The organism is Microbulbifer maximicatervae (SeqCode), from assembly GCF_052467325.1.
Genome location: NZ_CP174310.1, coordinates 1,656,589 through 1,682,876, shown reverse-complemented (window position 1 = coordinate 1,682,876; position 26,288 = coordinate 1,656,589). Strand labels below are relative to the sequence as shown.

19 protein-coding genes and 1 pseudogene are annotated in these 26,288 nt (G+C 45.6%); 17 read left to right on the top strand and 3 right to left on the bottom strand.

Going from position 1 to position 26,288, the window contains the following annotated elements; translation table 11 throughout:
- From ACJJIE_RS07620 to ACJJIE_RS07565, 12 genes are read left to right on the top strand one after another with little or no spacing between them, the layout of a single operon-like run.
- Positions 1-1,020: a hypothetical protein gene (locus ACJJIE_RS07620; protein ID WP_282933208.1), complete on the top strand. Its 1,020-nt coding sequence runs from the start codon at positions 1-3 to the stop codon at positions 1,018-1,020.
- A complete protein-coding gene (locus tag ACJJIE_RS07615; RefSeq protein ID WP_444894159.1) occupies positions 1,013-2,875 on the top strand; it encodes an acyl-CoA dehydrogenase family protein in 1,863 nt (620 codons plus the stop codon). Before ACJJIE_RS07620 ends, ACJJIE_RS07615 begins: the two co-directional genes overlap by 8 nt.
- Complete coding sequence (locus ACJJIE_RS07610) at positions 2,872-4,839, top strand: NAD(P)/FAD-dependent oxidoreductase (RefSeq protein ID WP_444894158.1); 1,968 nt, start codon at positions 2,872-2,874, stop codon at positions 4,837-4,839. Before ACJJIE_RS07615 ends, ACJJIE_RS07610 begins: the two co-directional genes overlap by 4 nt.
- Positions 4,836-5,750 (top strand): alpha/beta hydrolase, encoded by a 915-nt coding sequence (locus ACJJIE_RS07605; RefSeq protein WP_108732865.1) that lies wholly within the window; start codon positions 4,836-4,838, stop codon positions 5,748-5,750. Before ACJJIE_RS07610 ends, ACJJIE_RS07605 begins: the two co-directional genes overlap by 4 nt.
- Entirely contained in the window at positions 5,747-6,877 is a 1,131-nt protein-coding gene (locus ACJJIE_RS07600; RefSeq protein ID WP_444894157.1) for a hypothetical protein, read from the top strand. Before ACJJIE_RS07605 ends, ACJJIE_RS07600 begins: the two co-directional genes overlap by 4 nt.
- A 2-nt stretch (positions 6,878-6,879) precedes the next feature.
- Positions 6,880-7,134 carry an acyl carrier protein gene (locus ACJJIE_RS07595; RefSeq protein ID WP_282933202.1) on the top strand — a complete coding sequence of 85 codons (255 nt, stop codon included), beginning with the start codon at positions 6,880-6,882 and terminating at the stop codon, positions 7,132-7,134.
- Positions 7,135-7,153: 19 nt separating this feature from the next.
- Positions 7,154-7,888 carry a tetratricopeptide repeat protein gene (locus ACJJIE_RS07590; RefSeq protein WP_444894156.1) on the top strand — a complete coding sequence of 245 codons (735 nt, stop codon included), beginning with the start codon at positions 7,154-7,156 and terminating at the stop codon, positions 7,886-7,888.
- Positions 7,888-8,592 carry an ABC transporter ATP-binding protein gene (locus tag ACJJIE_RS07585; RefSeq protein WP_444894155.1) on the top strand — a complete coding sequence of 235 codons (705 nt, stop codon included), beginning with the start codon at positions 7,888-7,890 and terminating at the stop codon, positions 8,590-8,592. Before ACJJIE_RS07590 ends, ACJJIE_RS07585 begins: the two co-directional genes overlap by 1 nt.
- Positions 8,589-9,308, top strand: coding sequence for a hypothetical protein (locus ACJJIE_RS07580; RefSeq protein ID WP_444894154.1), 720 nt, complete (start codon positions 8,589-8,591; stop codon positions 9,306-9,308). Before ACJJIE_RS07585 ends, ACJJIE_RS07580 begins: the two co-directional genes overlap by 4 nt.
- Positions 9,309-9,310: 2 nt before the next feature.
- The gene (locus ACJJIE_RS07575) at positions 9,311-10,540 is read left to right on the top strand and encodes an ABC transporter permease (protein ID WP_413665420.1); all 1,230 of its coding nucleotides are present in this window, start codon (positions 9,311-9,313) and stop codon (positions 10,538-10,540) included.
- Positions 10,541-10,552: 12 nt separating this feature from the next.
- Entirely contained in the window at positions 10,553-11,305 is a 753-nt protein-coding gene (locus ACJJIE_RS07570; RefSeq protein WP_444894153.1) for an outer membrane lipoprotein-sorting protein, read from the top strand.
- A 12-nt stretch (positions 11,306-11,317) separates the two neighbouring features.
- Positions 11,318-12,661, top strand: coding sequence for a hypothetical protein (locus ACJJIE_RS07565; protein WP_444894152.1), 1,344 nt, complete (start codon positions 11,318-11,320; stop codon positions 12,659-12,661).
- Here ACJJIE_RS07565 and ACJJIE_RS07560 read toward each other — a convergent pair.
- On the bottom strand, positions 12,658-14,922 hold the full coding sequence (locus ACJJIE_RS07560) for a multiheme c-type cytochrome (RefSeq protein ID WP_444894151.1): 2,265 nt from the start codon (positions 14,920-14,922) through the stop codon (positions 12,658-12,660). The two genes, ACJJIE_RS07565 and ACJJIE_RS07560, sit on opposite strands and share 4 nt — an antisense overlap.
- Before the next feature lie 106 nt (positions 14,923-15,028).
- On the opposite strand from ACJJIE_RS07560, the gene ACJJIE_RS07555 reads away from it, so the two are divergent.
- Positions 15,029-16,078 carry an HAD family hydrolase gene (locus ACJJIE_RS07555; RefSeq protein WP_444894150.1) on the top strand — a complete coding sequence of 350 codons (1,050 nt, stop codon included), beginning with the start codon at positions 15,029-15,031 and terminating at the stop codon, positions 16,076-16,078.
- A 42-nt stretch (positions 16,079-16,120) separates the two neighbouring features.
- Complete coding sequence (locus ACJJIE_RS07550) at positions 16,121-17,683, top strand: arylsulfatase (protein ID WP_444894149.1); 1,563 nt, start codon at positions 16,121-16,123, stop codon at positions 17,681-17,683.
- 136 nt (positions 17,684-17,819) lie between these two features.
- On the opposite strand, the pseudogene ACJJIE_RS07545 reads toward ACJJIE_RS07550, so the two are convergent.
- Together ACJJIE_RS07545 and ACJJIE_RS07540 are read right to left on the bottom strand one after the other, a co-directional pair.
- Positions 17,820-17,978, bottom strand: a pseudogene (locus tag ACJJIE_RS07545) (tyrosine-type recombinase/integrase); the annotation flags it as partial.
- Between the two features lie 481 nt (positions 17,979-18,459).
- On the bottom strand, positions 18,460-19,539 hold the full coding sequence (locus tag ACJJIE_RS07540) for a M12 family metallopeptidase (protein ID WP_282933192.1): 1,080 nt from the start codon (positions 19,537-19,539) through the stop codon (positions 18,460-18,462).
- 1,481 nt (positions 19,540-21,020) lie between these two features.
- On the opposite strand from ACJJIE_RS07540, the gene ACJJIE_RS07535 reads away from it, so the two are divergent.
- The 3 genes from ACJJIE_RS07535 (at position 21,021) to ACJJIE_RS07525 (ending at position 25,632) form a co-directional block, all read left to right on the top strand.
- A complete protein-coding gene (locus ACJJIE_RS07535) occupies positions 21,021-21,791 on the top strand; it encodes a hypothetical protein (RefSeq protein ID WP_444894148.1) in 771 nt (256 codons plus the stop codon).
- A gap of 55 nt (positions 21,792-21,846) precedes the next feature.
- Complete coding sequence (locus tag ACJJIE_RS07530) at positions 21,847-23,118, top strand: hypothetical protein (RefSeq protein ID WP_444894147.1); 1,272 nt, start codon at positions 21,847-21,849, stop codon at positions 23,116-23,118.
- A 447-nt stretch (positions 23,119-23,565) separates the two neighbouring features.
- A complete protein-coding gene (locus ACJJIE_RS07525) occupies positions 23,566-25,632 on the top strand; it encodes a peptidoglycan-binding protein (protein ID WP_282933188.1) in 2,067 nt (688 codons plus the stop codon).
- The last annotated feature ends 656 nt before the right edge of the window (positions 25,633-26,288 follow it).

The window sequence follows — 26,288 nt, the reverse complement described above, 5'->3', positions numbered from 1 at the left end:
ATGTTTATTAAAAACCTATGGGTAGACAGTGGCGGGCAGGTTGATCGATTACTTGATGCCTTGAGAGGACACCTGGATCAATATGATTTGTTACCAGAGCTTATCTATGTGGTTTCTGCGGGAGAGGCTAATGTTCTACAGGATAGTCGGATTGTAGAGTTTATAGCAGACTTAGAAGACGGTGGGCATAATATCCGATTTGTGGGTAGCGCCTGCACCAGCTTCCATGCTGCAGTATTGAGTTTTTCAAAGTGTAGTGAAGCCGAAGCTTTGATCTTAAATCTCGAACTGGGCAAAGAGCGGCAACAAGAGTGCCTGGATTCATTGGGAATTGGAGTTGGACCTGATCAAGATGGCTTAGATGTTCTTGTAGGTGTGGCGGCTACCTGGATCTGCCGAGAGTATTGTGAAACACATCTCTGTCAAATATCCAGCTGCGATATTCTCTCTCAAGCGCCATCTTTATCTGGCGCACCAGATTTAGTAAAGAGTATTAAGCAGGTAATCTCAACCAACGCTAGTGATGATACTCGAGTAGTTTCCTTTGATATCCGCTCGAAATGGGCCAAGGGGCTCCTGAAAGGGTTTTCGCACAGAGATAAGGCCTCATGGTTACCCAGTATCGAAGAGGACGGCTGGCACTATTTGAGTATTAAACCTCTGTCTGAATTGATCAGTTATTACATTGAGGAAAAGGTGACTGATCTATGGCTGTTAACTCTAGGGGGTGGCGGCAGGGTAGGTTGCCTGAAAATAGACATTCCTTCGCCCAATTTTCAGGGATTTCTTTCAAGACTGGTAAATGTTGAGAAATTGGTGTTGGAAGACGCCTATATAGATTTTAGTTCCGCCCAGCACCTGGGTGACACTCTAGGCCAGGATTACCTTTCGCATATTCGTGAGGCATTAAGGTATCCCAAGAGGATTTACCGGGGAAGACACAACCAGATATTTGACTGGGTATTAGGTGCAGGTAGTTGGCGTACGCTGTTGGAATATCAAGGAGCAAGACATGGATAATAATATTTATAAAACTGATATAAGAGAATTTCAATTCCTTATTGAAGAACAGTTCCATGAAGCTAAAACTCTGTTCAGCGACCAGATATTTAAAGGGTGCTCACCAGAGATTCTCCATGAAATTTTAGTTCGGGCTAAAAAATTCTCTTATGAGGTTCTCGGGCCGGGATATCAGGATTCAGATCGAGAGGGATGCCAGTTAGAGAGTGGGAAAGTGAAGCTCCCGAGCGCATTCCCTGAGATGTGGCGGAGGTTTAAGGATGACTGGGGGAATATTTCCTCACTTGAGGGCGAACAAAATACAACTATTCCGCCCTTTGTAATGCAAATGCTCCTGGAAATGTTTATGGGGGCAAATCCAAGTTTTATGACTTATGGTGGTTTTTGCCTGCCGTCCTCCACCTTGGTGGAAAAATATGGAACCGATCTGCAAAAAGACCTGTTTAGGGACAAATTAGCCACCTCAGAGTGGACATCTTGTCTCTGCCTCACTGAACCCCAGGCGGGAAGTGATGTATCCCTTGTAGAGACTCGCGCTGCGAAACTGGAAGATGGCACTTATTTGTTAACGGGCGAAAAATACCTGATAAGTGCCGGTATGCACGACCTGACAGAAAACACCATTTATTTCGTTATGGGTCGTGGCGAAAAAAGCGGCTCGGGTACCTACGGTTTGTCCTGCTTTATTGTGCCTAAGTACTGGGTTGAAGAGGATGGGAGTCTCGGCGAGTTTAATAATATCGAATGCATTTCTTTAGCTGAGAAAATGGGCTTTAAAGGGTGTGCAAACACTCACCTTCGGTTTGGTGACAATGGCCCCTGTAGAGCTTACCTGCTGGGGAACCGTGAGAATGTAGGCTTGTTGCAGTTTCTTACCTTGATGAATCAGGCACGAATCAGCACAGGTGTTTACGCCTTGGGTATGGCTTCCTCAGCCTACTACAATGCACTTTCCTATTCGACAAAGCGCTTACAGGGCAAGAGATTTCACGAGAGCTTTAGCTCTACCGCAAGCCGGGTCAATATCGTTGAGCATACCGATGTCCAGCGTATGTTGTTGGAAATGAAATCCAAGGTAGAGGGCTGTAGAGCACTGATTGCTAAACTGACATTGTCAGAGAGCTTAGTCAAAATCTACCAGGGGCAGGAAGACAAAAAGGATCGCATTGCTCACTACCAGGGTTTAATGAACCTGCTAACTCCAGTTGTTAAAGCCTATATCAGTGACCAGGCTTGGCGTATCTGTGAATTGGCGATTCAAACCTGTGGTGGTCAGGGTTATCTCAAGGATCTGGGTATAGAGCAATATGCCCGAGATATTAAAGTGCTGGCAATCTGGGAGGGAACGAATTATATCCAGAGCCAGGACTTGATCCGGGATAAGTTAGGATTGGGTAATTCCAGTAAGCTATTCCAATTCTACCAGGAAGAAATTGACAATTTCCTCGATCGGGCCACGGACTACCCTCAGTTTGAGATTGAATTTGAGCGCTTAAAGACCTCGTTTGGACATTTCGAGGCAGCACTGAAAGCTGTGCAAGTATGGGTAAAAACAAAAGAAATGTTCAAAATCCCTGCCTATAGCACACGTATTCTACATATGCTTGGTGATATAACCTTGGCCTGGCTTTTATTGGAGGCTGCATGTGCGTCATCAGATAAGTTGAGTCAGGACCTGAATGATACTGATGAGGAATTCTATCGCTCGAAAATTGTCAGTGCTAAATTCTTTATTCGCAATGAGTTACCCCGTACCAAGCTGGTGCTGGATATCCTTCAGGATCAGGACTCTTTTTGTGAAATGGACGCTTCCTCCTGGAATTCATTATTGTCAAATGTGGAGGCTGTCTCATGAACAAGCTTGATCAGCTGGAATCCAATTACGATGTAGTGATTATCGGTGGTGGATGGGCTGGCTTAACCCTGGCCCGTCAGCTTAAACTCAATAATGATGCTTTAACCATATTGGTTGTTGAGGCAAATACTGAGTTTAAGGCCAAAGTTGGTGAAGCGACAGTGGAGATGACCGGCCACTACTTTATGAAGCAGTTGGGCTTGGTGAATTATCTCTATAGGAATCACTTGCCTAAAAATGGTCTGCGTTTTTTCTACGATAACCCTGAGCATACACTGTCATTAACAGAGATGAGTGAGCACGGAACCACCAGTATTCCGCCTCATCCAGCTTTTCAAATTGACCGGGCCAGATTGGAATCCGACCTTGTCGATATGAATAGGGCGAATGGCATAGAGGTTATTCAGGGCGTAAAAGCAAAAAATCTTAACATACAGCCAGGTGATGAACTCCATTCTATAGAGCTTATGGAAGATGGCGCTAGCGGAGTGGTTAACGCCCGCTGGTTAGTAGATTGCAGTGGTCGAACTCGGGTTGCTAAGAAGCATAAGAAGCTTACCCGTGTTGAGAATGTCCCTAAACACTTCTCTGCCTGGGGTCGCTTTAAGAACATACAGGATATCGACTCCATGGGAGATATGAATTGGAGAAAGAAGGCCTTTGGACGCTTTCTTTCAACGAATCATTTTTCTGGAGATGGTTACTGGGTTTGGTTTATACCCTTAAGTGGTGGCTATACCAGTGTAGGTATCGTTGGCGAGAATAGTAAATTCGACAAACCGCCCACAAAGAAGCAAGATTTCCTAGATTTTCTGTTGGCTTATAGAGCTATTTCGGAGCTGCTGGAAGGCGCCGAGCTTATTGATTTCGAGGCTTGGGGACAGCTTGCCTATAGAGCGGATGAGTTTATCTTTGAGGACCGCTGGGCTACCTCCGGATTTTCCTCGATGTTCCTTGATCCTTTGTTTAGTGGTGGGGGCGACATGATAGCCCTGTTTAATGACCATATTTGTAAGTACATTGTTGCCGATATCTCAGACAATAATCGTGATGAAGCTCAGCAGCGGCTTGCAAAAGAATTGCCGATCGCGAATCAGGTGGTCACAGAATTTTACCAGGGCCTCTATGCCCATGTAGCAAATGTATACCCGGTTATTGACTCTGCTGAACTGTGTTCTCCTCTTCTGGCCTACAATACCGCTGCTTATTTCCTGGAGAGTGCCTGGGATTATATGTCAGGTAATTATCTGGATCAGGAGTACTGGCTACGCAAGAGTTACTTGCGCCGTGGATATATGGCCCTTGAGTTAATCCTGCAACGCCTGTTAGTTGAAACGGCAAAAGAACTTAAAGCTCAGAATCGATATTTTCGCAGAAATAGTGAAGGTTTCTTTGAGTCCGGTGCCGATCACTATAAGTACTTTGTATATTTAATGGGAACCCAGGGCCGGGACGGTTGGCGAATCGATCTGCGGATCAAACTTTGGGTCGAAGTTTTCCTGAGTGTTGTCCAGGCGCGACTCGACCTCCCTAAACTGGCAAACCGGATGGTTGTTCAGCAGGCTATTACCCTGCCTGATCTTTTACAAAAGCCAAATATGAATGGGGCTGACCTCAACTGGCTGCTTGAGAAGTTATCTATCAAGCTTACAGATCTAGTCAATGAGGATATGGCAGATCCAGTGAGTGTTATTGTATCGGAAGAGTCCTTCCACACAGATACGATTGAAGTTATGGATCTTGCGGGTAGCTATTCCAATAAAGAACTTGCTGAGGTTAACAAGAAAGCAAAATCTATCTGGGTGCAGACTCAGGAGTATATTGCGATCCCCAGTATGGTTCCTGTATTTCTTGCTTTTGCACGCAGTCAGCCGGATAGCATAATGGATTCGGTCATTGACCAGCGTGAAGCTATGCCCACAGCTGAATTAGACTCTGCTCATGCGGATTCGGAGGTTGTGTGATTCAGGAGTTCTTTCAGGCGCGGGATGGAAAAAAACTCTCCTTTCGCTGGTTGCCGTGCGATGAATCTGACTTGGTGCTTGTCTGCATGCACGGGAGCACGTTCAGTAGCCAGTGGTATTTAATGTTTGGACGGATGGTACACCGAAACGGTATTAGTGTGTGTCTGCCGGACTGGCGAGGCCATGGTAAGAGTGAAGGTGTTCCGGGGGATCTCGATTATTCCGATCAACTGCAAGACGATCTTGCCGACCTATTAAAACACCTCAAAAAAAGAGGGGCTAAAGCCTTTGTACTTGGGGGGCACAGCGCGGGATCATTGGTTGCACTTAAATATCTGCACCTATATGGCAGTAAAGATATTGCAGGTTTTTTTGCGATAGCACCGCCGCTGACTCAGTCAGAGGAAACAAGAAAATACGATATTCCTGCATCTGGCTTTGAGTATTACATTCGTTATGGAAGGAAGCGTCACTATACGCGGCCTAGGGCATCGGCTGGTGATCAGAATCTGCCAAAAATAAAAATGCTGAAATATTGGCTGGCACTTTTATTCCCCCCATTGAGAAAGCTATCAGTGCTGAGCTTTCCCCCGGTGGGATCAGCAGCGGGGAATCAGGGGCGAGTTCTGGACTGCACGTTTAACTTACTCAGCGCCTATAACGTAAAGAGATACGCAGATCTCTTTGCGAGTTTAAATGTACCCTGCCACTTTTTTGTTGGAGAGAAGGACGAAGTGCTTGATACCCACGTGCTCCACACCGTATTGAGCTGGTATCTCTCGCCCAGTATTAAGGCTGGACTCACTGAGTTGCCCAGAGCTACTCATATGTCAGCTATTTCTGCTTCGGCAAAACCTATTTCCAACTGGTTGACAACTTTGATGCGGCAACCTGAGGGGGCTGTTGCATGAGACATAGCAAAGGCAAAACTCCCCTGATGCGAGAAAAGGTGTTGCCCGTCGGTGCAGAAGTTTCACTGAGTTCATTTTTAAGTGATACCGATTGGGGAGCAGGCCATGACGAAGATTGGACATCTTTAGGAACTATAAAGAGAAGTGATAAAAACACTTTTCACTTGCAAGTTGGCAAGGCGTTTCGATTTCCCCTTTATTATTACCTGAAGGACGATCGTCTATTTGTTGGTCAGGATTTATCACTGTTTCCTGCTGTTGGTGCCGATACGGTAGATTGCCACTACTTAATTGAAATAGAGTATTTTGGTTTCTCCATAGAAAGAAAGAGCCTTTTGCAGAATGTTAAAATGCTCTTTCCTGAAGATGATGTTGTTATATCAGCCAGAGAGCTTTTTTGGCTCTCTGCTGAACATCATCAATCTGGGTCATTTGATGCAGCCCTGGTGACTCCTGAAGAAGCTACCGATAAACTCTTCAACAGTTTACCTGAGGTAACCTCTAAGCTTTTCTCGCCTGTTGATACCACTTTTTATGCTCATATTGCCAATCGTTTGGCGGAGTCAAGCGGCACCAAATTAAAAGTGGGTAGACAAAGCCTGCCTTTAACGGTCGGCTATCAGGAGAAGCGGGCAAAGATCTTTAATAAGGCTCATAAAAATAGAGTCGTAGAAGGGATAGATCTACAAAGTTACACCGACATGGTGCAGGAAGAGTTGGATCGAGCCTGGCAGGACTCAGAATCAAGTCTCGATAGGGAACATTATATCTTCCAAACTTTCTATCTGCCTTTTGCCCAGTTTTTACTCAATATACTGGCAATGAATGCCAGCAAGATGGTGGAGATTGTTGAAGGTTCGGGAGATGAGGGTGTAATTCCCCCGGCACTTTCAATAAGTGATAAACCTATCTGTAATATTTACGAGTCTTTTCAGCGGGTGTTTTTTTATGGACACCATTGGCTTGCAAAAGTCTGGTTCTATATACCGCCCATGATCAGTTCTGCTGCCATAAAACAGCAGCAAAAATACTCAGAACGAGAGCAGCATGTTTGTGTTTTTACTTTAACATTGGACTACTTGCTGCGATTTAATAACTTAAAAATAGGAAATGTTACTGGAGAGTAATTATGTCTACAGCAGTTGTAGAGAACAAGGTACAAGAGCTTTGTGAGCAAATAGCTCTTATGCTGAATGTTGATGCTGTCGATGCAGATACACCCATTGCAGAACTCGGGGTGGATTCCCTGAATATTGTCGAGGTGATTCTAATTTGCGAGCAGTTATACCCGGGGGTGATGAGCCCTGAAAATCTTGTTTTCGACGAACACACCACCCTAAGGGAAATGGATGGCCAACTACTTGAAAACTCGGAAGAAGTCTAGCGTACTTCGGGAGCAGTCAATGTTTAAAAAAGTACTTACCATTCTTATCAGTAGTTTTTTTATTGGAAATGTTGTTGCCTGGTTTTCAGGTGCTGCTCCCATCGAGTTTGGCAAGATTGCCTATTCAGAAGGCGAGATGGAGCAGGTGGAGTTTCTCCAGCAGGAGATTGGTGAAAATAGTACAGACCCCGACTTGATGTTGGAGCTTGGGCAGTTATTTAGTCACCATAACGAGCTTGAAAAGGCTGCACACTTGCTGGAAGCCGCGTATCAACAGCGTCCAGACGACATGCTGATACGTGCAGCGTATTACTCCAATGAGGGCAAGCGCGCAGGTGCAATGTTTGATCCTGCAATGGGTCTTTACAAGCTCTACCGTCTGCGGCATGCGATGGATGAGGTGGATCAAGCGGGTCTCAGTGCCGATTCAGACTTTAATGTGCGCCTGATACGGCTGATTACTTTTTCTTATGTAGGAGAAGTAAGCGGCCACTTTGAGCGGGTGTTCGAAGATGAAGCCTGGTTTAAGAATCTGATGGATTCAGAGCCCGATCTATTGCCGGCTGCTATGCAGCAGGTGGTGTATTTGTCTTTGGCCAATGCCTACTGGGTGAAAGCTGGAGAGGGCACTGAGGATTTGGCAGTGGCCATGGATTACTACCAAAAAGCAATAGCAATGGCTCCTTGTCCTGCCACGATGCAAACCTCTTGTGAGCAACTGGGGCAAATGGCAGTCACCCTGGGTAAAAGTTAATGTTGGTTGAGCTAAAGCGTGTTTCAAAGCGCTATCGATTGGGCGATCTCTGGGTCGATGCCTTGCGGGATATAGATCTTGCTATCGATCGAGGTGAGTTTCTGGCTGTGAAAGGGCCCAGCGGTAGTGGTAAGAGCACATTATTGAACCTTCTATCCGCACTGGATCAGTGTGATTCCGGATCAGTTCATTTTGATGGCGTTAATCTTGGGAGTTTGGGAGAGCATCAGCGCTCCCTGTTCCGAGGTCGTCATATTGGGATTGTTTTCCAGTCTTTTAACCTGATTCCCGTGCTTACAGCACTTGAGAATGTGATGTACCCGCTGACACTGCGGGGGGCTAACAATGCCAGGCAACTAGCGTTAGACGCTCTGGAAGCAGTGGGGCTTGCCAAGTTGGTTAATCAGCGTCCTACCCAGCTTTCGGGGGGGCAGATGCAGCGAGTGGCGATTGCCAGGGCAATTGTCAGTAAGCCGGATCTGGTGCTTGCGGACGAACCTACAGCCAATCTGGATTCGCGCACGTCGGAGAGCATTATGAGCCTTATGAAGCAGCTCAACCGGGAGCAGGGTGTCACTTTTATCGTAGCCACCCATGATGATTATGTAACCAGCTTGGCATCTCGTGTTATCGCGGTACGAGATGGGCATTTGGTAGAGGATACAGCTTCGTCTCAAGGTATTGTTCAGGAGGCTATTGCATGACAGCAATCATGAAAATGTTGCTGGCTAGGGGCCCGCTAACTAGAGCGGCTTTGGCTATTTCAGTTGTATTCTTAATTTCTGCACCAGCTTTGGCTGAAGACTTCGTCTATCCAACTCCGATTCCATTCACCAATAGCGAAAGGGAAGCGCTGTTTGCTGCTGTCAATGGAGAAACGACCAGTGAGCAGAGAAAGCAGGCCTACCTGGCTCAGCTTGCGCGCCTTACGTCGATGGAAGATGCAGAGTTGCAGGATGTTGAGAAGTTAGAGGCTCTGATGCAGTCACTGTTGGAGAGTCTCCCGGATGACCCGGAACTCAATGCTGCATTGGGATCGACAACTTCCTTTAAATCCAGCTTCTACCTTGATCGATTGGCAAAACTATCGCTGTTCTCCAGACGAGGCAATCGCATGATGGATCGGGCTGTTAAACAATCTCCATTCAATCTGGGCGCCCGCCTTCAGCGGGGAATCAGCTGTGCCAATATGCCGGCCTTTCTAAAAAGAGCGCGCTACGCTGTTGAAGACTTGGAGCTGGTTAGGGAACAGGTGGGCAATCGGTTCGGTAAAGAATTTCTTGGCTTTGTAGAGTTCTACCTTGCCCAGGCTTACGAGCGCAATAAACAGCCCGATGATGCCCGGGTTCTTTGGGGAAAGGTGGCCGAGTCGGATACCGACTGGTCCGCTAAAGCCAAGCTGGCGCTTCGGAGTATTTAGTCATGGGCTTGGGTTGGAAAGTTGCACTGCTGAATATTATGCGTAACGGGCGCCGCAGCCTGATTACCTTGGCTGCGATCGTTTTCGGTTGTACCAGCCTGATTATTTTTGGCGGTTTTGTACAGTCGATGTATGAGGGGATGCGGGAGAGTATGATCCGCTCGCAGCTTGGTCATATACAAATCTATGCCAAAGGTTACAACCAGTTTGGCAAAGCGGAACCGGAAAAATACCTGATTGCTGATGGGGATCTCAAAAAGATTTCCGAGCTGGTAGAAAACGAAACCGATACACTGGTGGTAGCACCACGTCTTAATTTCAATGGCCTGCTTAGTGATGGCAAGCAATCGATAGCCATCACTGGAATTGGTATCGATGCGGAGAAAGAAGTGATGCTTTCCTCTGCAATTCAGATTGTTCAAGGGGACGATCTATTTCCAGAGGATATTTCTGCTGCCCACCTTGGAGAAGGCTTGTTCAATGCTCTGGATGTTCAGATTGGGGACTACTTGACCCTGTTGGCAAGCACCCAGGATGGAGCAATCAATGCTGTCGATGTACAGGTGATGGGGGTAATCACAACCGGTGTTAAGGAACTGGATGATCGCTTGCTCAGGGTGAATTTGCCTCTGGCCCAGGAACTGCTCTATACGTCAGATATTACACGGCTAGTGGTTTTACTGGAGGAGACCGAACTTACATCTACCTCAATTGCGACTCTGGCCAGTGTCTTTGAGCAGAACAATTTGAACCTAGAAATAAAAAGCTGGGAAGAACTGGCGGGTTACTATCATCAGGTTGTTGGCCTGTTTAACGGAGTTTTTGGTTTTATTACCGTCATTGTGTTGGTAATCGTCGCGTTGAGTATTTCCAATACCATGTTGATGGCAGTAATGGAGCGTACCCGTGAGCTGGGTACTATCCGAGCCATGGGCGGTACTCCCCGGCAGGTTGTAAACCTGATTTTACTAGAGTCGGTATTTCTCGGTTTAATCGGAAGTTTGCTGGGGTTACTGATTGGTGCACTGGCAGCCAAGGGCATTACCTATGCAGAATGGATGATGCCCCGGCCACCGGGCAGTACCCAGGATTATCCTATTCGTGTGTTTGTCGTGCCGGATATCTTATTGAAAACATTCCTGTTGGGTTTTTGTATTTCACTTGTTTCCAGCCTTTATCCAGCGATAAAAGCATCCCGGCTGCCGGTAGTAAAAGCACTTAGGTTTACTTGATTTGGGTCTTCTATGTATAAGTTGAATTCTTTTTATGGGTGGGTGTTGGCGATAGCCTGCTTGCTGTTTAGCTACTCAAGTTATGCATCGGTTTCGGCTGAGTCACTGGTTAATAAACTGGATGACTTTCGCGGGTTCAGGGATCAGGGTTTTAGCTTTGATATTACCAATGTCAGCTACAAAAAGGATAAGGAGCCCCGCACCAATAAGCTCAGTGTCAAAGTATTTAATGATCAATCACTGATCCAGTTTTTGGCACCCGCCCGGGAAAAGGGGAGGGCAATGCTAAAAGAGAGCGCCAATATGTGGCTCTATATTCCCGGCACGCGCAGGGTTATCCGGATTGCACCCTCACAGCGATTAATTGGTGAGACCAGTAACGGTGATGTAGTGGGGGCAAATTTCTCCCGGGATTACACCGCAGAGCTGCAAGGGCAAGAAACTGTTGATGGGGAAGATTACTGGGTGCTGTATTTATCGGCAAAATCCTCTGGTGTTGCCTATGACAAAGTAAAAATATGGATAGCACAGGCTGAGGGAAACCTGCCTTTAAAGGGGGAGTTTTATACCCGCTCCGGGCGCCTCCTTAAAACAGCGCACTATAAAGAGTTCAAGCAGTTTGAAGGCGAGCTGAAACTGCATAAATTACTCTTGGTGGATGCACTCATTGACGAGAGTTATACCTGGATGAAGTTCGATGACTATCGTCTTGAGAGCCTGGACCCGGCAATTTTCCAAAAGGGCTCCCTTGGCAGGCTGAATTGAGGTGAGTCGGTAATGGTTATCAGAATCAGGACAATTCTCCCATTTATATTCCTTCCTCTCGCTTTTGCTGAAAAAGTTGCCAGTGCCGAAGACTATCAGGACCCTTTCGAGACCAACTCGGAACTTTTCGATGAAGTGAGCACTGAGGAAGGGGTTTCTCGAGTTGTTTGGGATATTGATGCTTCGCTACTGGGGTATCACCAGCAGAATGAAGTTCGGGATGACCTCTATTTCGATCCGGGTCTGTTTGTCTTTGATGAACAAGAGTCTTTGCTTGCTCTGGATCTCAGTGGCCAGTTCTCCCTGGGAGCACACTTCTCAGTTTACTCGCGGTTTGCGGCGATAGAGCACTATCGGTCTAATGAGGCTGGAACATCTGAAAAAGAGACAGAATCCCATCTGCTAGAGGGATATTTCTCTTCTTACACTGACAACCGAAGGTTTGGTATTAATGTCGGTCGGATAAAACCTCAGTGGAGCAACGGTTACAACTGGTCTCCGGCAAATCTTTTAAAAGCCACTTTTGATCGCCCCAATCTGGATGCCGATGAACTTACCCAGCAACTGGGCTGGGATATGGCCCATCTCGATTTCCGCTATGGTCGCTGGAACACCGGCATTTATATGGCTCAGGTTGAGGACGATCTGGATGGTCACTTTGACACTAGCGTAAATGACCATGAGTTTCAGTACGCACTCGTGGTGAATCGTGAAGGTGACTTGGATACCCGCTTGGTACTACATCAGATAGAGGGGGAGGCAACCAATGTCGCTTTCGGGTTGAGTACTTTGGCTGGAGACAGTGCCACACTCAGGTTGGAGGGGGCTTGGGAACATCAGCGGGAGTTACCGCAGCCGGGCGAACTCTCCTATTTTCCAGCAGAGGACGATGGTTATTTGAAGCTGGTACTTGGTACTCAGCTCAGCTTCAACCAGGGATGGGATGTTACTGCGGAGTATCTGTATAACCAGCATGGATTCGATGATGACGAGTGGGGTTTGGTTCAAACGCAGGTAGATAGTGCAAAGAACGGATTGAACAGCGCGCAGATTTATGAGGCGATTTCTTTTCTGTCTGACAGTTTTAACCTTTTATCTACCGGACAACTACGGCAGGAGTATTTGTTCTTGATGTGGGGTAACACCCGGCTGGATAAGAAGTTTCAATATCGCCAGAGTGTGCAATACAACCTGGATGACAAGAGTCAGTACCACAACCTGGAATTGATTCAGAACTGGACTGAGCATTTTAGTACTCGACTGCAAGCCCAGTTTTTCCGGGGTTGTGAGTCCTGTGAATTTGGTCTGCTGCCTACTGAAAGGCTTCTTAGGTTAAGTCTCTATTATGATTTTTAGCGCTTGCTGGCTAAAAGTGCTTCATATTTTTGTGCGATTTCCCGCTTGCCGGATTCCCTGCTAATAGAAATTAATGCCCGCAAAATATCCAGGTCCTGCGGAAACTGGTGATAGCCGTCTTCTAGAATATCCAGGGCGAGTTCGCTGTTGCCTTCTGAGTGAACGGCTATGGCGTATACGTAAAGATACCGGCTCTGGGTTTGCTCATGCTCAGCCGCCGCCTTTAGAAAACCCATTGCCTCCTGGTGGCGGTTCTGACGAACCAGGGAAAGTCCTAAGGCATGCTGGATTACGGCGATATCCTCACTCTTCGAAAGTGCCCCTCTGAGTAATAATTCCGCATCGGTTTCACGTCCACTTACCCGGTAAAGGTCGGCCAAGTTGATATAGGCGGGTGTGTAGTAGGAGGCCTTGGTTATTGCCCGGCGATAGAAGGCTTCCGCTTGTTGCGTATTTCCTCTCTGGAAATGGAGGTTGCCCAGGTTTACCAGGGATTCCGGTCGGTCGCTGTTGAATAATTCTGAGGTGGTATAGGTTTTAAGGGCCTTTGAGTATTGCTGATGTACTTGCGCGGGCATAGTCCCGATCTGAGCATCGGTAACGCCATTGGCAGCCAGCGACCTGGTCACGGCCATTTTACTGAAAAGCAGCGGTACACCGATCATCAGTCGTAATTGCTCCGGTAGTTCATCCAGAGACTGCGCAAGGGCCAGGTTTAATAATGGTTCTTCGCTCTGGGCAATTTGTTGGAGTAACTGAGCGGAATTTATCGTCAGGTAGCGCGGTAACAAACGGATTGCGCTGGCCCGAACAATCTCCGGTTGACTGTCGTCCTGAATAAGGTCCATTAACATCTTATCGGCCTCGCTATCCCCGCGCATAGCTGCGTGCAATGTCTGCCCGTAGTGAGGGGGAGGTGAGCCGTATTTGTCTTCCAATATCTTCGCTGCCCACTGGCTCGATTTATCTTGATGGCAGCTGTTGCAAGTATTGGGGGTGTCCAGCGCCTCGGAAAGGTCAGGTCGGGGAACGCGGAAACTGTGATCCCGGCGCCCATCCACCTGCATAAAATTTTTCGTCGGCATATGGCAGTTTGTGCAGCGGGCACCGGGGCTTTGAGTTGGGTGCAGATGGTGATCAGTACGGGCGAATCGCTCCGGCATATGGCACTGGGCACAAACTGCATCACCAGCTGCTCTCAGTTGTAGACTGTGGGGGTTATGACAGTGGCTACAGGTAACACCTGCAGCGTACATTTTGCTTTGCAGAAAAGATCCGTACACGAATACCTCGCCATCGGCCTGGCCATCTGCGTGGTAGAGAGGCTCTTGCAGAAGTGTGAGGTTGAAATGATCCAGTAATTCGCTGTTAGCCTGCGCTCCCGGTAAATGGGTACTCCGCCGAGAATGGCACTGGGCGCAAGTTGTTATTTCACGCTGGATGGCTGCCGATGGCGCAAGCTTGGCTATCCCCGTTTGCAGATCCATTCCCCGGAGCTGTTGGGTTGGGTCAATAAGATGGGGATCAAGCCCTTTATTCGGCAATGCCTCATTCTGTGTTTTTGCCCACTGAAGGTGTCTCGATCCCGGGCCATGACAGGATTCGCAACCGACACTGATTTCTGACCAGGATGTCTGGTAGCTATCGGTTTGTAGGTTATAGGCCTTTTGCAGATTGGTGGAATGGCAGTCGGAACACATAAAGTTCCAATTCTGGTTTATGCCGGTCCAGTGCAGGGGATGTTGATGGTCTATCGCTTGATCGGGATAGAGATGGAACCAGCGCTGGCCACCGATAGATTTGTCCCGGCTATCCCAAGCGATACTCAGTGCCTGAAGACGACCGCCTCCCAAATCAATCAAGTATTGCTGTAAAGGGTGGACACCAAATGTATAGGCAAGGGGATAGTCCTGGAGGTCTTCACTGGGCCCATCAGTGCGTACGTAATAGCGTCCTTCCTTTTGATAGAAGTGAGATTTCTGCCCCTGATATTCAAATGCCACCCCGGAGAAATCACCGAGAACGCTGTTGCTATTGGCGGCCTGCATTGCCAGCTGGTGGTGGGAACCTTGCCAGGCACTGGCCTCATCTTTGTGGCATAGGGCGCATTGCGCGGAGCCCACGAAAGTGGCTTCTGAGCTAACTGCTTCGTCCTGGCGCTTGAGAGGTTGGGTATCAACCGGCTCTTCGTCACCACAGGCCACCAGTACGAGACAGATAAGGCTGATTTGGAGGAGGCTAGTGCCAGCTATATTTATCACGGTTTTTTTATTGTGATGAGTTCTTATCTTAGGGAGTTATTCAGAGGCCCCCTAGGCCAAAAGATTAGTTCATGTGCCGTAAATGTCATTTTGTGAGAGGGCCAGAATGCTGGATTGGAAATTTAGGGTTGCCCTGAGCCGAGGGTGTCTATTGCTGGTTTTGGCAATCAGCTTACCGGCACTCAGTTCTCCCTTGCCATCCTGGCAAGATGGCGTTAAAGCCCAAATTGTGGACTTTGTTGACAAGGTTACCCGAAAGGACAGCGCCGACTTTATACCTGTCGGTGAACGTATCGCGGTATTTGATAATGATGGCACCCTCTGGTCCGAGAAGCCCGTGTATTTCCAGCTGCTCTATGCCGCCGATGAAGTTAAAAGGCTAGCGCCCCAACACCCAGAGTGGAAAACCCAAGAGCCCTTCGCTTCGATCCTAAAGGGCGATTTATCAAACCTGCTGGGGCAAGGCAGGGAAGGTTTGGAAGTAATGCTTACTGCGACTCATGCGGGATTGAGTACGGATGCCTTCCAGCGCTCTGTTGCCCAATGGCTCAGGAGCGCTAAGAACCCGGAAACTGGCAAGCACTACAGTGCGATGGTGTTCCAGCCCATGCTGGAGTTGCTGGAATACTTAAGAGCAAATGGTTTTAAAACCTACATTGTTTCGGGGGGCGGCACTGATTTTATTCGAGTGTTTTCCCAGGAGTTATATGGAATCCCCCCAGAGCAGGTTATCGGCAGTCGCCTAAAGTCCCGCTATGAAAATGGGGGTGGTCACCCCTATATCGTGAAATTAGATGAACTGGCCTTCCTCACTGATAAACAGGGGAAGCCTATCGCAATCAATGACGTGATTGGCCGGAGGCCGGTTTTTGCCGCAGGCAATTCCGATGGTGATTTACAAATGCTGGAATGGACCACCGCCGCCAAGGGGTCGCGTTTTGCCATGCTGATTCACCATACCGATGCCAAAAGAGAATGGGCATACGATAAGAACTCCTCAGAGGGGCGCCTGGACAAAGCGCTACAAGCCGCTAAGGCAAATAGCTGGTTAGTGGTAGATATGGCGAAGGATTGGCGGACGGTGTTTCCGCCAGAAGAGAAGGATCAATCAAGCCAGGGGCCGGTGATTCCTCAAGTTCCCGCCTACCAGGACTAGTCTTAAAGCGGTGTATTGAGCCTGCCAATATTGAGGTGTGTAATGCTCCTGATCTCCCAATCCCGTCTCCGACAGTTCCTTTTGGTTGTACTGGCTGCTGTATTCCTTTCCCCTGGTAGCCTCTTCGCGCAGACCAAACCCAATATTTTGGTGATCTGGGGAGATGATATTGGCATCTGGAATATCAGCTTCAACAGTCGCGGCATGATGGGCTACACCACGCCCAACATTGATCGGCTGGCGGTAGAAGGGCTCTCTTTTACCGACTACTACGGCCAGCAATCGTGCACAGCAGGCCGCGCGGCGTTTTTAGCGGGTAATGTCCCAGTGCGCACCGGCATGACTAAGGTGGGGCTTCCAGGTGCCAAAGAGGGTTGGCAGAAGAGTGATGCCACTATCGCCACAGTAATGAAAAGCCTGGGTTATGCCACCGGCCAGTTTGGTAAAAACCACCAAGGGGATAGGGACGAACACCTGCCCATCAACCATGGTTTTGATGAATTTTTTGGCAATCTCTATCACTTGAATGCGGAGGAAGAGCCTGAGAACCGGGACTATCCCAAAGACCCTGAATTCCGCAAGAAGTTTGGCCCCAGAGGAGTGATTAAGGCCAAGGCCGGCGGACCAATCGAAGATACCGGCCCCCTTACCAAGAAACGGATGGAAACCATCGATGATGAAACCCTAGCGGCAGCTATCGACTTTATCGAACGTGCACACGCGGCTAAGACCCCATTCTTTGTCTGGTGGAATGCCACCCGGATGCACTTTCGCACCCATGTCAGAGAGGAGCACACAAACCTTGCGGGCCCCAACAGCAATGAGTATATGGATGGCATGGTTGAGCATGACATCCTGGTAGGAAAGCTGCTAAGTGTACTCGATCGCCTGGATATCACCGACAATACCATCGTGTTTTATTCCACAGACAACGGCCCCCACTTCAATACCTGGCCAGATGCTGCAACTACGCCATTTCGCAGTGAGAAAAATTCCAATTGGGAAGGAGCTTATAGGGTACCAGCTTTCGTGCGCTGGCCGGGCAAATTTCCAGCGGGCACTACGCTGACAGGTATTGTCTCCCATGAAGACTGGCTGCCGACCCTCGCTGCGGCCGGGGGGAATCCGAATATCAAGGAACAGCTCAAGGACGGGGTCGAGCTCAATGGGCGCGAGTACAGAAATTATGTTGATGGCTACAACATGATGGATTACTTCACCGGCAAAGCAAAACTTTCACCAAGAAAAGAATTTATCTACGTAAATGATGACGGTCAAATTGTAGCTATGCGCTACGAACCCTGGAAAGCTATTTTCCTGGAAAATCGCGGGCGGGGTTTTGAAGTCTGGCGAGAGCCCTTTACTGAATTGCGAGTGCCACTATTGTTCAATTTGAGGCAAGATCCTTTTGAAAAAGCCCAACACAATTCGAATACCTATAACGATTGGTTTATAGACAGGGCTTTTGTCTTGGTTCCCATGCAGCAACTTGCAGCAAAATTTTTGCAAACTATGAAAGAATATCCACCCAGCCAGGTACCTGGGTCTTTTAATTTGGATAAGGTACAGGAGCAGCTGGAAGCTGGGGCGAGTGGTAGTAATTAACAATATAATTATCGCAGATCTGACATTATTGGCATTACCTGGGAACTCTTTAAGGTGAAATTTTAGGTGGATGAAATCAACAAGGCTTGGCCTAAAGCCAGCTACCACCCAAAGGCATAGCTGCCGGGGGCCGAAATTAGTCAAGAGGGCTGGTAACACCGCGCTCATGTACGCCTATAACATGGGTGTAAATCATGGTTGTACTGATATCGTTGTGGCCGAGTAGTTCCTGGATATTGCGTATATCAGTACCAGCACGCAGAAGTTTGGTGGCAAACGAATGGCGAAATGTATGAAGTATTGACCTGCAACTATTACAGAACTTAGATACAATTTATATAATGTAAATCTGTTATACTTGTGGCTGAATGCTTGCAGATTTTTTTCAGAAAGGTATCGATGTCGTCACCTGAGGCAGCTCCCATTTATTGCTAGAAAGTATCACTCGATATATACGTTATCTTGTCATCCCTAGAGATATTACCGAGCTCTTCTGTTAGATTGAGCGATCAGATCTTGTGTTTGATAATGTGACTATTAGTGTGGATCGTGATGAGTTATTTATGACTTTAGGCTTGAGATACCTCATAAGATATTTTTCCTCTTCAGGTGGGTCTGCTTTGCGTTAATTAACATATTATTTATCACTTTTATGAAGCATGGGTAGGGATCTGCTGCAAAAAATGGGTTGAAATTAATTTTCTTTCGCTGGGATTAGCTTATATGTATGCAAGGCCGAATAGGGAAAGGCTCACTAATAAAATATAAATGGCGAGCTAGGTTAGCATCAATGCAGCTTCACCTAATGTTTCTATATAATTTAACCTTACACGCAATACATAGCTGCGACCACGTACCAAACGTACGTTTAATTTAGCATTAAGTGATGTGCCGCTATCATCATCGCCTTTGTAATAAATGCAATCATCACCTGTTTTTTCAAATAAAACTAATGCTGTATCGGCATTCCCGAATGTCTGTATAGTATATTCTCGGCTATATTCAGGTTTAATTAAAAAGTTCGATTGTTCGCATGGAAGTATTTTAATGCGATGAGATTCCCAAGGCTTCAACTCTATCAAATTAGAGTCTAAAGCCGGGTAAAAACGAAGTGCTTCTTTAATATCTGTAGGTGACAAACCTGGAGCAGGGATAAGGGGTTTTCTCTGGTACTTGTTAGGTTTTAATATTAGTCCAGGATCAAAAGGATAGTGCATAATAGAATCTTTATCCCATTTTGAACCGCTAACCTCATGTGTGTACAGCTTGTTAAGAATGTTATAATGAATTGCTTCTTCATCCCAATAGTTAGGCTCCCCCGAAAAATACTCAAGAACGGCTTGCTTGTTCCACACAATCCCAGACATTGGGTTTTGATGTTCGTGTGAAAACCCTAGGGCATGTCCTATTTCATGTAGGGCTGTATCATATCCATGTGTTTCAGTAAGATCCCACCCAAAATTCATGGTATTAAATTTGGGGTCCTTAGCTTCTTCTATATTTATATTGTCTCTTCCAACATAAGAATATGAGCCTTGATTATAATCAAATGAAATGCGAATTTCTGCCTCTTCAGGCGAAAAAACTTCAGAGAAATCCAATCCTATCCCCAGGTTTTTCCATTCTAAAAAAGCTTTGCGAACAACATCCTTTTGGGTGGAGTCACCACGCCATGAAGCTGGATTTTCAAAAAAATAGTAGTGAAGTACTGTTCCGTTTGTCCATTTCTTCTCATTGAGGCGTATGAGTGACTCTCTGTGTTTGCCAATTTTCTTGCTCAATTTTTTAATTGGCACTTCAGGTAAAGCGCATAAGGTTTTCTTATTGTCTTGGTTTTTGCCCTTTTTTGACTTCATAGCTCCCACCATATTAGCTTATATACATGGAAATACTTAAACACATACGTTTATTTTAGTATGTAGTTGATAAGCCTGCTTGGAGGTTGAAGGTAGGTGAGCCAATAATTGATAAGTTTTATCCTTTATTAGCTTGAATATGGATGTGTCCAAGTTGAAATTGAGTTTTGGGATTACAAGTGAGCCTGTCTTCAACTGGTTTGTTGAGGTTATAATTCTTACTTTTACTTTCCCTATCAAAAAAGTGAGTGTCTGCTTAATGGGATAGACTCTCGATTGGCTGAGGGTTTATGGAATATAAATATACTTGTGAAAATAGTTTGTTATTCCATTGCATATGTGCTGTAGATGGGACTTTGGGGGAAATTAAAAAATGATTCTTCGGAGGAATCGCCAAAGAACCTTTAGTTAGAAGTAGTGATATATCGTAAGGTTCTGTCATCTATGAAGGGTGGCTAGTGTAATAGAGAGTACACAGTTGGCAGCTAGGCAAACGTATTAACATAAGGGTAAGTAGCAGAAAAATTATAGTATATGAATTTTCCGGTAGAAAAGTAATTGCTAGCCTCCGGTATTGAAAGTTTAGGTTGACTGTAGGCGATTTAAGGTCTAATAAGGAGGTAGATAGTACGATTCTAATACTTGCCAATAAGCGTTTGTACCATACTCATATTGATCTTAACTGAACTTGAAGTTTATACCCAGAGTACTTTCGATTCCTCTTTGATTGGATATCATAAAAAAAATAGTTCTGTACATTAAAAAAGCAAGAGCTGTATGCTATTTCTAAAGGTATGACTCAGAATGTGAATGGAGAGTCATCTAGTATTGAAATGTACTGTAGAGCGACCCTGTAAATTAAATTTTGTGTGAGATAGCGCTGATTCATGGAGGTTGTAGAGCAATGAAATTGAGAAAGCGTGAGTTTTAAAAGTCTCCTATAATAGAAGGATCTACTAGGGCAAAGGTTGCAGAGCATCTTGAATGTTTGGGGCTGGGGCTGGGGCTTGGGCTTAACACTTAAAATTTATATTTTTATTTGTTGAGATTTTAGATGCAGTAATCTTTCAATTAAGATCTTTAGTTGTAGCCGCACTGTGAGAGTTTTCTAGGGCTTTGAAAGAGCCAGTTGAGCTCTGGATAGAATAAGGTTGGGGTGCCCGCATTTATATATTTTCGGAAATTCATTCGTTAACGTTAAGAATTTTTTCGAATATTCTTTTATGTGAAAAAAACCTTATCATATATATTTAAGTATGGCTGTCTTCTTATTTTTAGCTACAATAAATTTCATTATTTAGATTTCAGTGTTGTCTATTTATTTGTTGTTTTTTTCGAGAAGGCAGGTGTTGAAAGAAATAAATTCTTAACTTAAATGAGTGAAGGATGTTTGGCCAAAATATAGTGTTTCCGGAGTTGAGATATCTGAACTGAATTTAAGGGAGATGTAGCTAAATCGATTCTGACGGTAGATTTAATTAATGATTAGGATTATTCGACAGAAAGAAGCCCCATTTTTGTTTTTAATAGTCTTAGCTTCATTTGGCTGGGCTGCAAATCATCTTGCAAGTAGAACATTAAATCAACCGATTATTACATACACAGAGTACACAGAGGATTGCAGGCCAGAAAAAGAAGGTCGCGATGACTCTTATGGCGCTAATATTACTTACACAGAGGATTGCAGGCCAGAAAAAAAGGGTCGCGATGATTCTGATGGCGCTAAAGAGAAGATTTGGGATTTCTGTGATGATAACAAAACAAAATCTGATGGTATAAGGAAGCACTCTAACAAAGATGATGACATTATTCATAAGTTTCAAATAACAAATATTTCTAAAGTGAATTGGGTTAAAGATGTTAAGTTTGTTATTAAGTCTAGAGGGGGGTATGACATTAAGAGCTGGACGGAAGCGCCAGACCAACATACTAATCTCAATGAAAAGAATGTCTCGTATTGCACAGTTGATTACTGGGAGTCTGCAACAGTAACATTAAATCCGACTGCGAAATATATCGTTAAGGTGAGAACAAATAGTGCTCCAAAAGACAAGAAAGGCTCATCGTATCAGTTGTTGTTGACCGTTAAGGAGTCGTCAGGGCCAATATATTTAAGGACCCCAAACTGGGAGACAGGATTAATTACTCATGAGGGGAGCATAATCATTTTTTTTCTAATTGCCATTGTCATTGTAGTATTTTTCTATTTGTTTGTGCTTTTTAAAAATGGTAATGAAAAAGGCAATGGTTGAAAACTAATTCCTCTGGCTTTAATTGGTGGCTATTTGATCGTATTGTGAGGTAGGCATGCAGTTTAGGTTCTATTTTTTGTTGGGAATATTTGTAGTGTTAATACTCTTTTCAAGTTTATCCCTGGGTAAGGATAAAGGTAAGCATGATATTCAAGTTGAAGACGCTGATCGAGAAGGGGTTCAAAGTGATGTGACTATAACTAGAAGGAAAAATGATGGTGATAAAGAGGAGGTGGAACTTACAACTAGAGATGATGGATCTTTGTCGGGAGAGAAGTGTATACCTCGCACAAAGATTAAAGTTGATCCACATCCTCGGAGGTATAAAGATGAGGAGGCGAGTTGTGAAGGGGAAAAGGGAACAACTATAGTCGTTGCCTCTAAAGAGGCCCTTGGAAATCTGAAAATAAGGGCAAATAGATACTTCAATGATAAAGAATATGGGAAGGCTGCTCTTACCTATAATGAGTTTGCGGTGAAAGTCGGTGATCGAGATGAAGAAAATGCTTTGCGGGCTAGGCAAAATGTTTTGATAATGTTTCTAAAGGCTGTATCTGGCTCAAAATATGGAGTCCATGATCAGGTGGAGGAAGCCGTTATTTTTGACCCTAAGCAGAAAAGGTTAGTGTTAACAAAGTATGGGGAATATATTGTGGAGAAGTATAAGGCAGACAATGACTTATCTGGTAAAATTGGGGTGATAGGTAAAAATGTTCTAAAGAAAATCTCCGGAAAGCTCAATAGCCACACTCTGTGGAGTGAAAGTGAGCGTAAAGATTTAGAGGAAAGTAGTAGCGATAGGTCTTGCTTTCAATCTCCTTGTGTATTAGATCTTGCAGAAGAGTACAAGAGTGGTGATTTGTTTTCTAATACGGTAAATGAGGGGAGGAGTGTGCTAGTCAGAAGAGCAAATAAATTATATGAAGACAAAGAATTTGGTCCCGCAGCATTTGAATATAATGAAATTTTAGCCAGACTTGAAAGAGGGGGTGAAACATCAAAGAAAATATTAAGGCAAAATGTCCTAATTCTATTTTTTTTGGCGTTAGAAAAAATGGGGAGGGAAGGCAATTTAAAGGATTTTATTGTTTATGATCCATCGCAGAGTGAATATGTGTTAAGTGTCAATGGTAAAAGGACTGTTAAAGCTTTTCAATCTGAGTTTGGTATGAAAAATACCTCGGGTATCTTAGATGGCAGTACACTTGCGTTGCTTAAAGGTGGAGAGGAGGTGGGCTACGATAAAATGTTAACGATATCTCCTAGTGAAAGTAGAAACTGTACAAATCCTGCATGTATTAATGACTTGGCCAAGGAAAGGATGTGAGTTAGTTTGTCTAAAGAGATTTGGTGATAAATAAAAAAATCTGTCATGGAGCCGATTTCATTTGTTTAGTTACAGCCGCATCTAAGAATACGGGGTAATAGTTGTCTGTAAAATAGTAAATTGTGGGCCGCTCACAGTTAAATATATCGGGTTATATTATCTGATTTTTCCGCCTAAGATTTTCAGCGGGAATTGCTTGGTAAAGAGGTTTTGTCGCCTGGACAATAGGATTTATATCGCTATCTTTTAAATATGGTGTGGTTCCTACCCATAAGAAACTGGAATGGACTCATTACTTGGATTGCCGGTAGGCGAACAGTGTGAAGTTTGATACACGCAGATACTGAAATCACCATGGCATCGAATTACGCTAATGCCTGGTTCTATTCCCATCAATGCTTTAGCGGCCGCTCTATTCGTTACTTAGCGATATTTTGGAGGTAAATTATGGCACGCATGCCGGGTGCTATTCGGGAGCGCGAATACGGCAAGGTCCCGATGACTCGCCATGATATTGTCTGTTTGCATACAATCGTGGGATTTGCGCCTGCACATGCTGCGCACTTTTCTACCAAGGCGGATGGCACAATTATTCAATCCCGTGACACTGACTACCGATCAGCAGCCAATCGAAGTGGCAACTACCGAGTTATTGCAGTCGAAAATGAGGATCATGGTCCTGCTTTCGGAGACTGGAACGTTGATGATGGACATGCTGTTCCGGCGTTTACTGAGCAACAGATCGAAGCCATCGCAAAGATCTGCGTATGGGCGCATAAGACCCACGATATTCCGCTCGTCGAATGCCCTAACAGCAAACCCGGCTCACGGGGGATCGCTTACCACCGTCAGGGTATCGATGGTAATTGGTCCGGCTACGATTACAGTGGGCGAATTTCTGGAGGAGAAAAGTGGAGTAATGCTGGGGGTAAGGTATGCCCTGGGGATCGACGTATTTCACAGATACCTCAAATCATCGCGCGCGCAATACAGATTGCAGGTGGAGCAGATAAGGAGAAGGATAAAGAAAGTTATTTGAGTGGTTGGAAAGAACTGTTAAAAACAGCCAGCCAGAAAACTACACTCAAGCGAGCTCGGAGTTGCCTTGAAAGAAAGACCCGATACAAATTGGGAAAAGGGGGCATAAATCCTCTAAATCCGTTAGTGGCAGAGTGTGATTGCTCCGGCTTTGTGGCTTGGTCGATTGGCGTCCCTAGAGAGCTTCCGCCAGGTAGCGCCAAGTGGCTCCAAACAAGTAGTTACTGGGAAGGGGGAGGAGAAGTTGGGGATGATTTATTTGCTTTAGTCACTTCAGCCCAGGCGCAACCCGGTGACCTGTATGTGTACCCTGATCATGGCAGAAAGCAAGGGCACATGGGGATTATTACTGAAGTAAAGGGAGGTGAGCCCACAAGCGTAATTCACTGTTCTTCTGGTAATAACAAAATACATGGCGACGCGATTCGAGAGACCAGTATTGATATTTTCCGAAATCATCCAAAAGCCCGTATCATGCAAATTGACTACGCGGCATTGCGAGATCTTTTTGACCTCCCGGAGCCTGATATAGATGAAAGTGAAGCTGACCAGCTTCCGTCCAATATGCGCCTCCATCACAGGTTGCTTTCATATGACACGACCTTAAAGCTGGTTGTCACAGGAAAGCTGATCCTTGAGCCTACCGGTGATTACATGGGTGGTTGTGGTGCCCTGCATGATGCTTTGAATCAACTAACCCCAATCAATCCCAAATATCAGGTTGATCTAGGGGAAAATCAAGAATATCGTGGATTTTATGGCCCTAAGACTGCTGAGGCGATCAAGAACTTTCAGGCTGACCAGGGCCTAACTCCCTCTGGTGAAACTGATGCTGTTACCCTAGTAGCTTTAGACGGCGTACTTAGCAAGCTCTGTACAGGCAGTGAAGTCACACATGATGGCGCTGCAAAGCACACAAATAATCGATGGAGTTTAGCCCTGGCTGCAGCTAGCACAAAGGGAGCTTCTGCTAGAACCGCTCGTCAAGATAACCTACCCTCTGGAGTGGCGTCTTCTCATAAAATGGCACGAACAGACCTTGAAAGAGTGCTTGACCTTCGTGAGCTGTTTCGTACCTGTGGGGATAAGTTTGATGTTCCTCCGGCGCTACTGGCAGCTTTAGCCAGTCGCGAGTCCCGTGCAGGCAACGTCCTGGACAAAGATGGCACCGGTGATAAGGGACACGGGTGGGGTGTTATGCAGGTTGATAATCGACACCATAACCCGCGAGGAGGACCATATAGTATTGACCATATTGAGCAAGCCACAGAAATATTTGTTCGCTTCCGTCGTCAAGTTCAAGAAAAACGCCCGGAGTGGGAAGATAAAGATGTTCTGAAGGGAGCTGTCGTAGCTTATAATTCGGGCGTCAGTAATGTACAGACTATTAAACGTATGGATGTCGGTACGACCGGTAATGATTACGGAAATGATGTTATCGCACGTGCACAGTTTTATATGAAACATTTGGGTTGAGCGTCGTAAGCTAATAAAACTAGACTAATCTAGTTTTAAGCGGCCTTGTCGGACTCCTAATCGATTTTGGGGATCTCGATCGGGGTCCAGATTACCAGGCTGTGGATTGCCGTGTTCCTGATAGTCATTTGTGCTGTTTTTGGGATGCCAATGAATTAGCGGTGGTCCACAAACTCACCCGTCGGGATAGCTCAGAAGCCCTCTAGTGGTAGTTTGTCGAAACAGTTTTGATTGTGAGGTATCGAGAAGCCACACAAAGACCGTTTTATGGATCCTGGTAAAGTTGAATAAAATATAGGCTTATTCAGCCTCTATTATGAAACTGCCTGAGATGAGGCTCTAACCTCTGAGTCGTAAAGTCATACAATTCCCTATTAAATATCTAAGTATTCTAGTAGGACACAGATCTTTAAGGCTGATGAGACGTGTCTGCGTTGTAGGGCAGATAAAATTAATCGTACTAATTCTTCCCCGGTTAAGCTTGAGCGCCTTCTCCAGCATACTCTTTAGTTCCTAGAAAATTAATAGTTACGCTTCTGTTGACGTCGAAGTCCCTTCCTTCGGCGTGGGTAATGGCAGGTTCAAAACCCATCAATAGTTAATCTTTGCTGTAAGTGGCGTACACAGTAAGTCTTTTAAAATTTGATATTTCCAGC

Excerpts from the sequence above, each read along its gene's own strand:
- ACJJIE_RS07620 (WP_282933208.1), top strand. The coding sequence starts at position 1 with ATGTTTATTAAAAACCTATGGGTAGACAGTGGCGGGCAGGTTGATCGA.
- ACJJIE_RS07615 (WP_444894159.1), top strand. The coding sequence starts at position 1,013 with ATGGATAATAATATTTATAAAACTGATATAAGAGAATTTCAATTCCTT.
- ACJJIE_RS07610 (WP_444894158.1), top strand. The coding sequence starts at position 2,872 with ATGAACAAGCTTGATCAGCTGGAATCCAATTACGATGTAGTGATTATC.
- ACJJIE_RS07600 (WP_444894157.1), top strand. The coding sequence starts at position 5,747 with ATGAGACATAGCAAAGGCAAAACTCCCCTGATGCGAGAAAAGGTGTTG.
- ACJJIE_RS07595 (WP_282933202.1), top strand. The coding sequence starts at position 6,880 with ATGTCTACAGCAGTTGTAGAGAACAAGGTACAAGAGCTTTGTGAGCAA.
- ACJJIE_RS07590 (WP_444894156.1), top strand. The coding sequence starts at position 7,154 with ATGTTTAAAAAAGTACTTACCATTCTTATCAGTAGTTTTTTTATTGGA.
- ACJJIE_RS07585 (WP_444894155.1), top strand. The coding sequence starts at position 7,888 with ATGTTGGTTGAGCTAAAGCGTGTTTCAAAGCGCTATCGATTGGGCGAT.
- ACJJIE_RS07580 (WP_444894154.1), top strand. The coding sequence starts at position 8,589 with ATGACAGCAATCATGAAAATGTTGCTGGCTAGGGGCCCGCTAACTAGA.
- ACJJIE_RS07575 (WP_413665420.1), top strand. The coding sequence starts at position 9,311 with ATGGGCTTGGGTTGGAAAGTTGCACTGCTGAATATTATGCGTAACGGG.
- ACJJIE_RS07570 (WP_444894153.1), top strand. The coding sequence starts at position 10,553 with ATGTATAAGTTGAATTCTTTTTATGGGTGGGTGTTGGCGATAGCCTGC.
- ACJJIE_RS07565 (WP_444894152.1), top strand. The coding sequence starts at position 11,318 with ATGGTTATCAGAATCAGGACAATTCTCCCATTTATATTCCTTCCTCTC.
- ACJJIE_RS07555 (WP_444894150.1), top strand. The coding sequence starts at position 15,029 with ATGCTGGATTGGAAATTTAGGGTTGCCCTGAGCCGAGGGTGTCTATTG.
- ACJJIE_RS07550 (WP_444894149.1), top strand. The coding sequence starts at position 16,121 with ATGCTCCTGATCTCCCAATCCCGTCTCCGACAGTTCCTTTTGGTTGTA.
- ACJJIE_RS07540 (WP_282933192.1), bottom strand. The coding sequence starts at position 19,539 with ATGAAGTCAAAAAAGGGCAAAAACCAAGACAATAAGAAAACCTTATGC.
- ACJJIE_RS07535 (WP_444894148.1), top strand. The coding sequence starts at position 21,021 with ATGATTAGGATTATTCGACAGAAAGAAGCCCCATTTTTGTTTTTAATA.
- ACJJIE_RS07530 (WP_444894147.1), top strand. The coding sequence starts at position 21,847 with ATGCAGTTTAGGTTCTATTTTTTGTTGGGAATATTTGTAGTGTTAATA.
- ACJJIE_RS07525 (WP_282933188.1), top strand. The coding sequence starts at position 23,566 with ATGGCACGCATGCCGGGTGCTATTCGGGAGCGCGAATACGGCAAGGTC.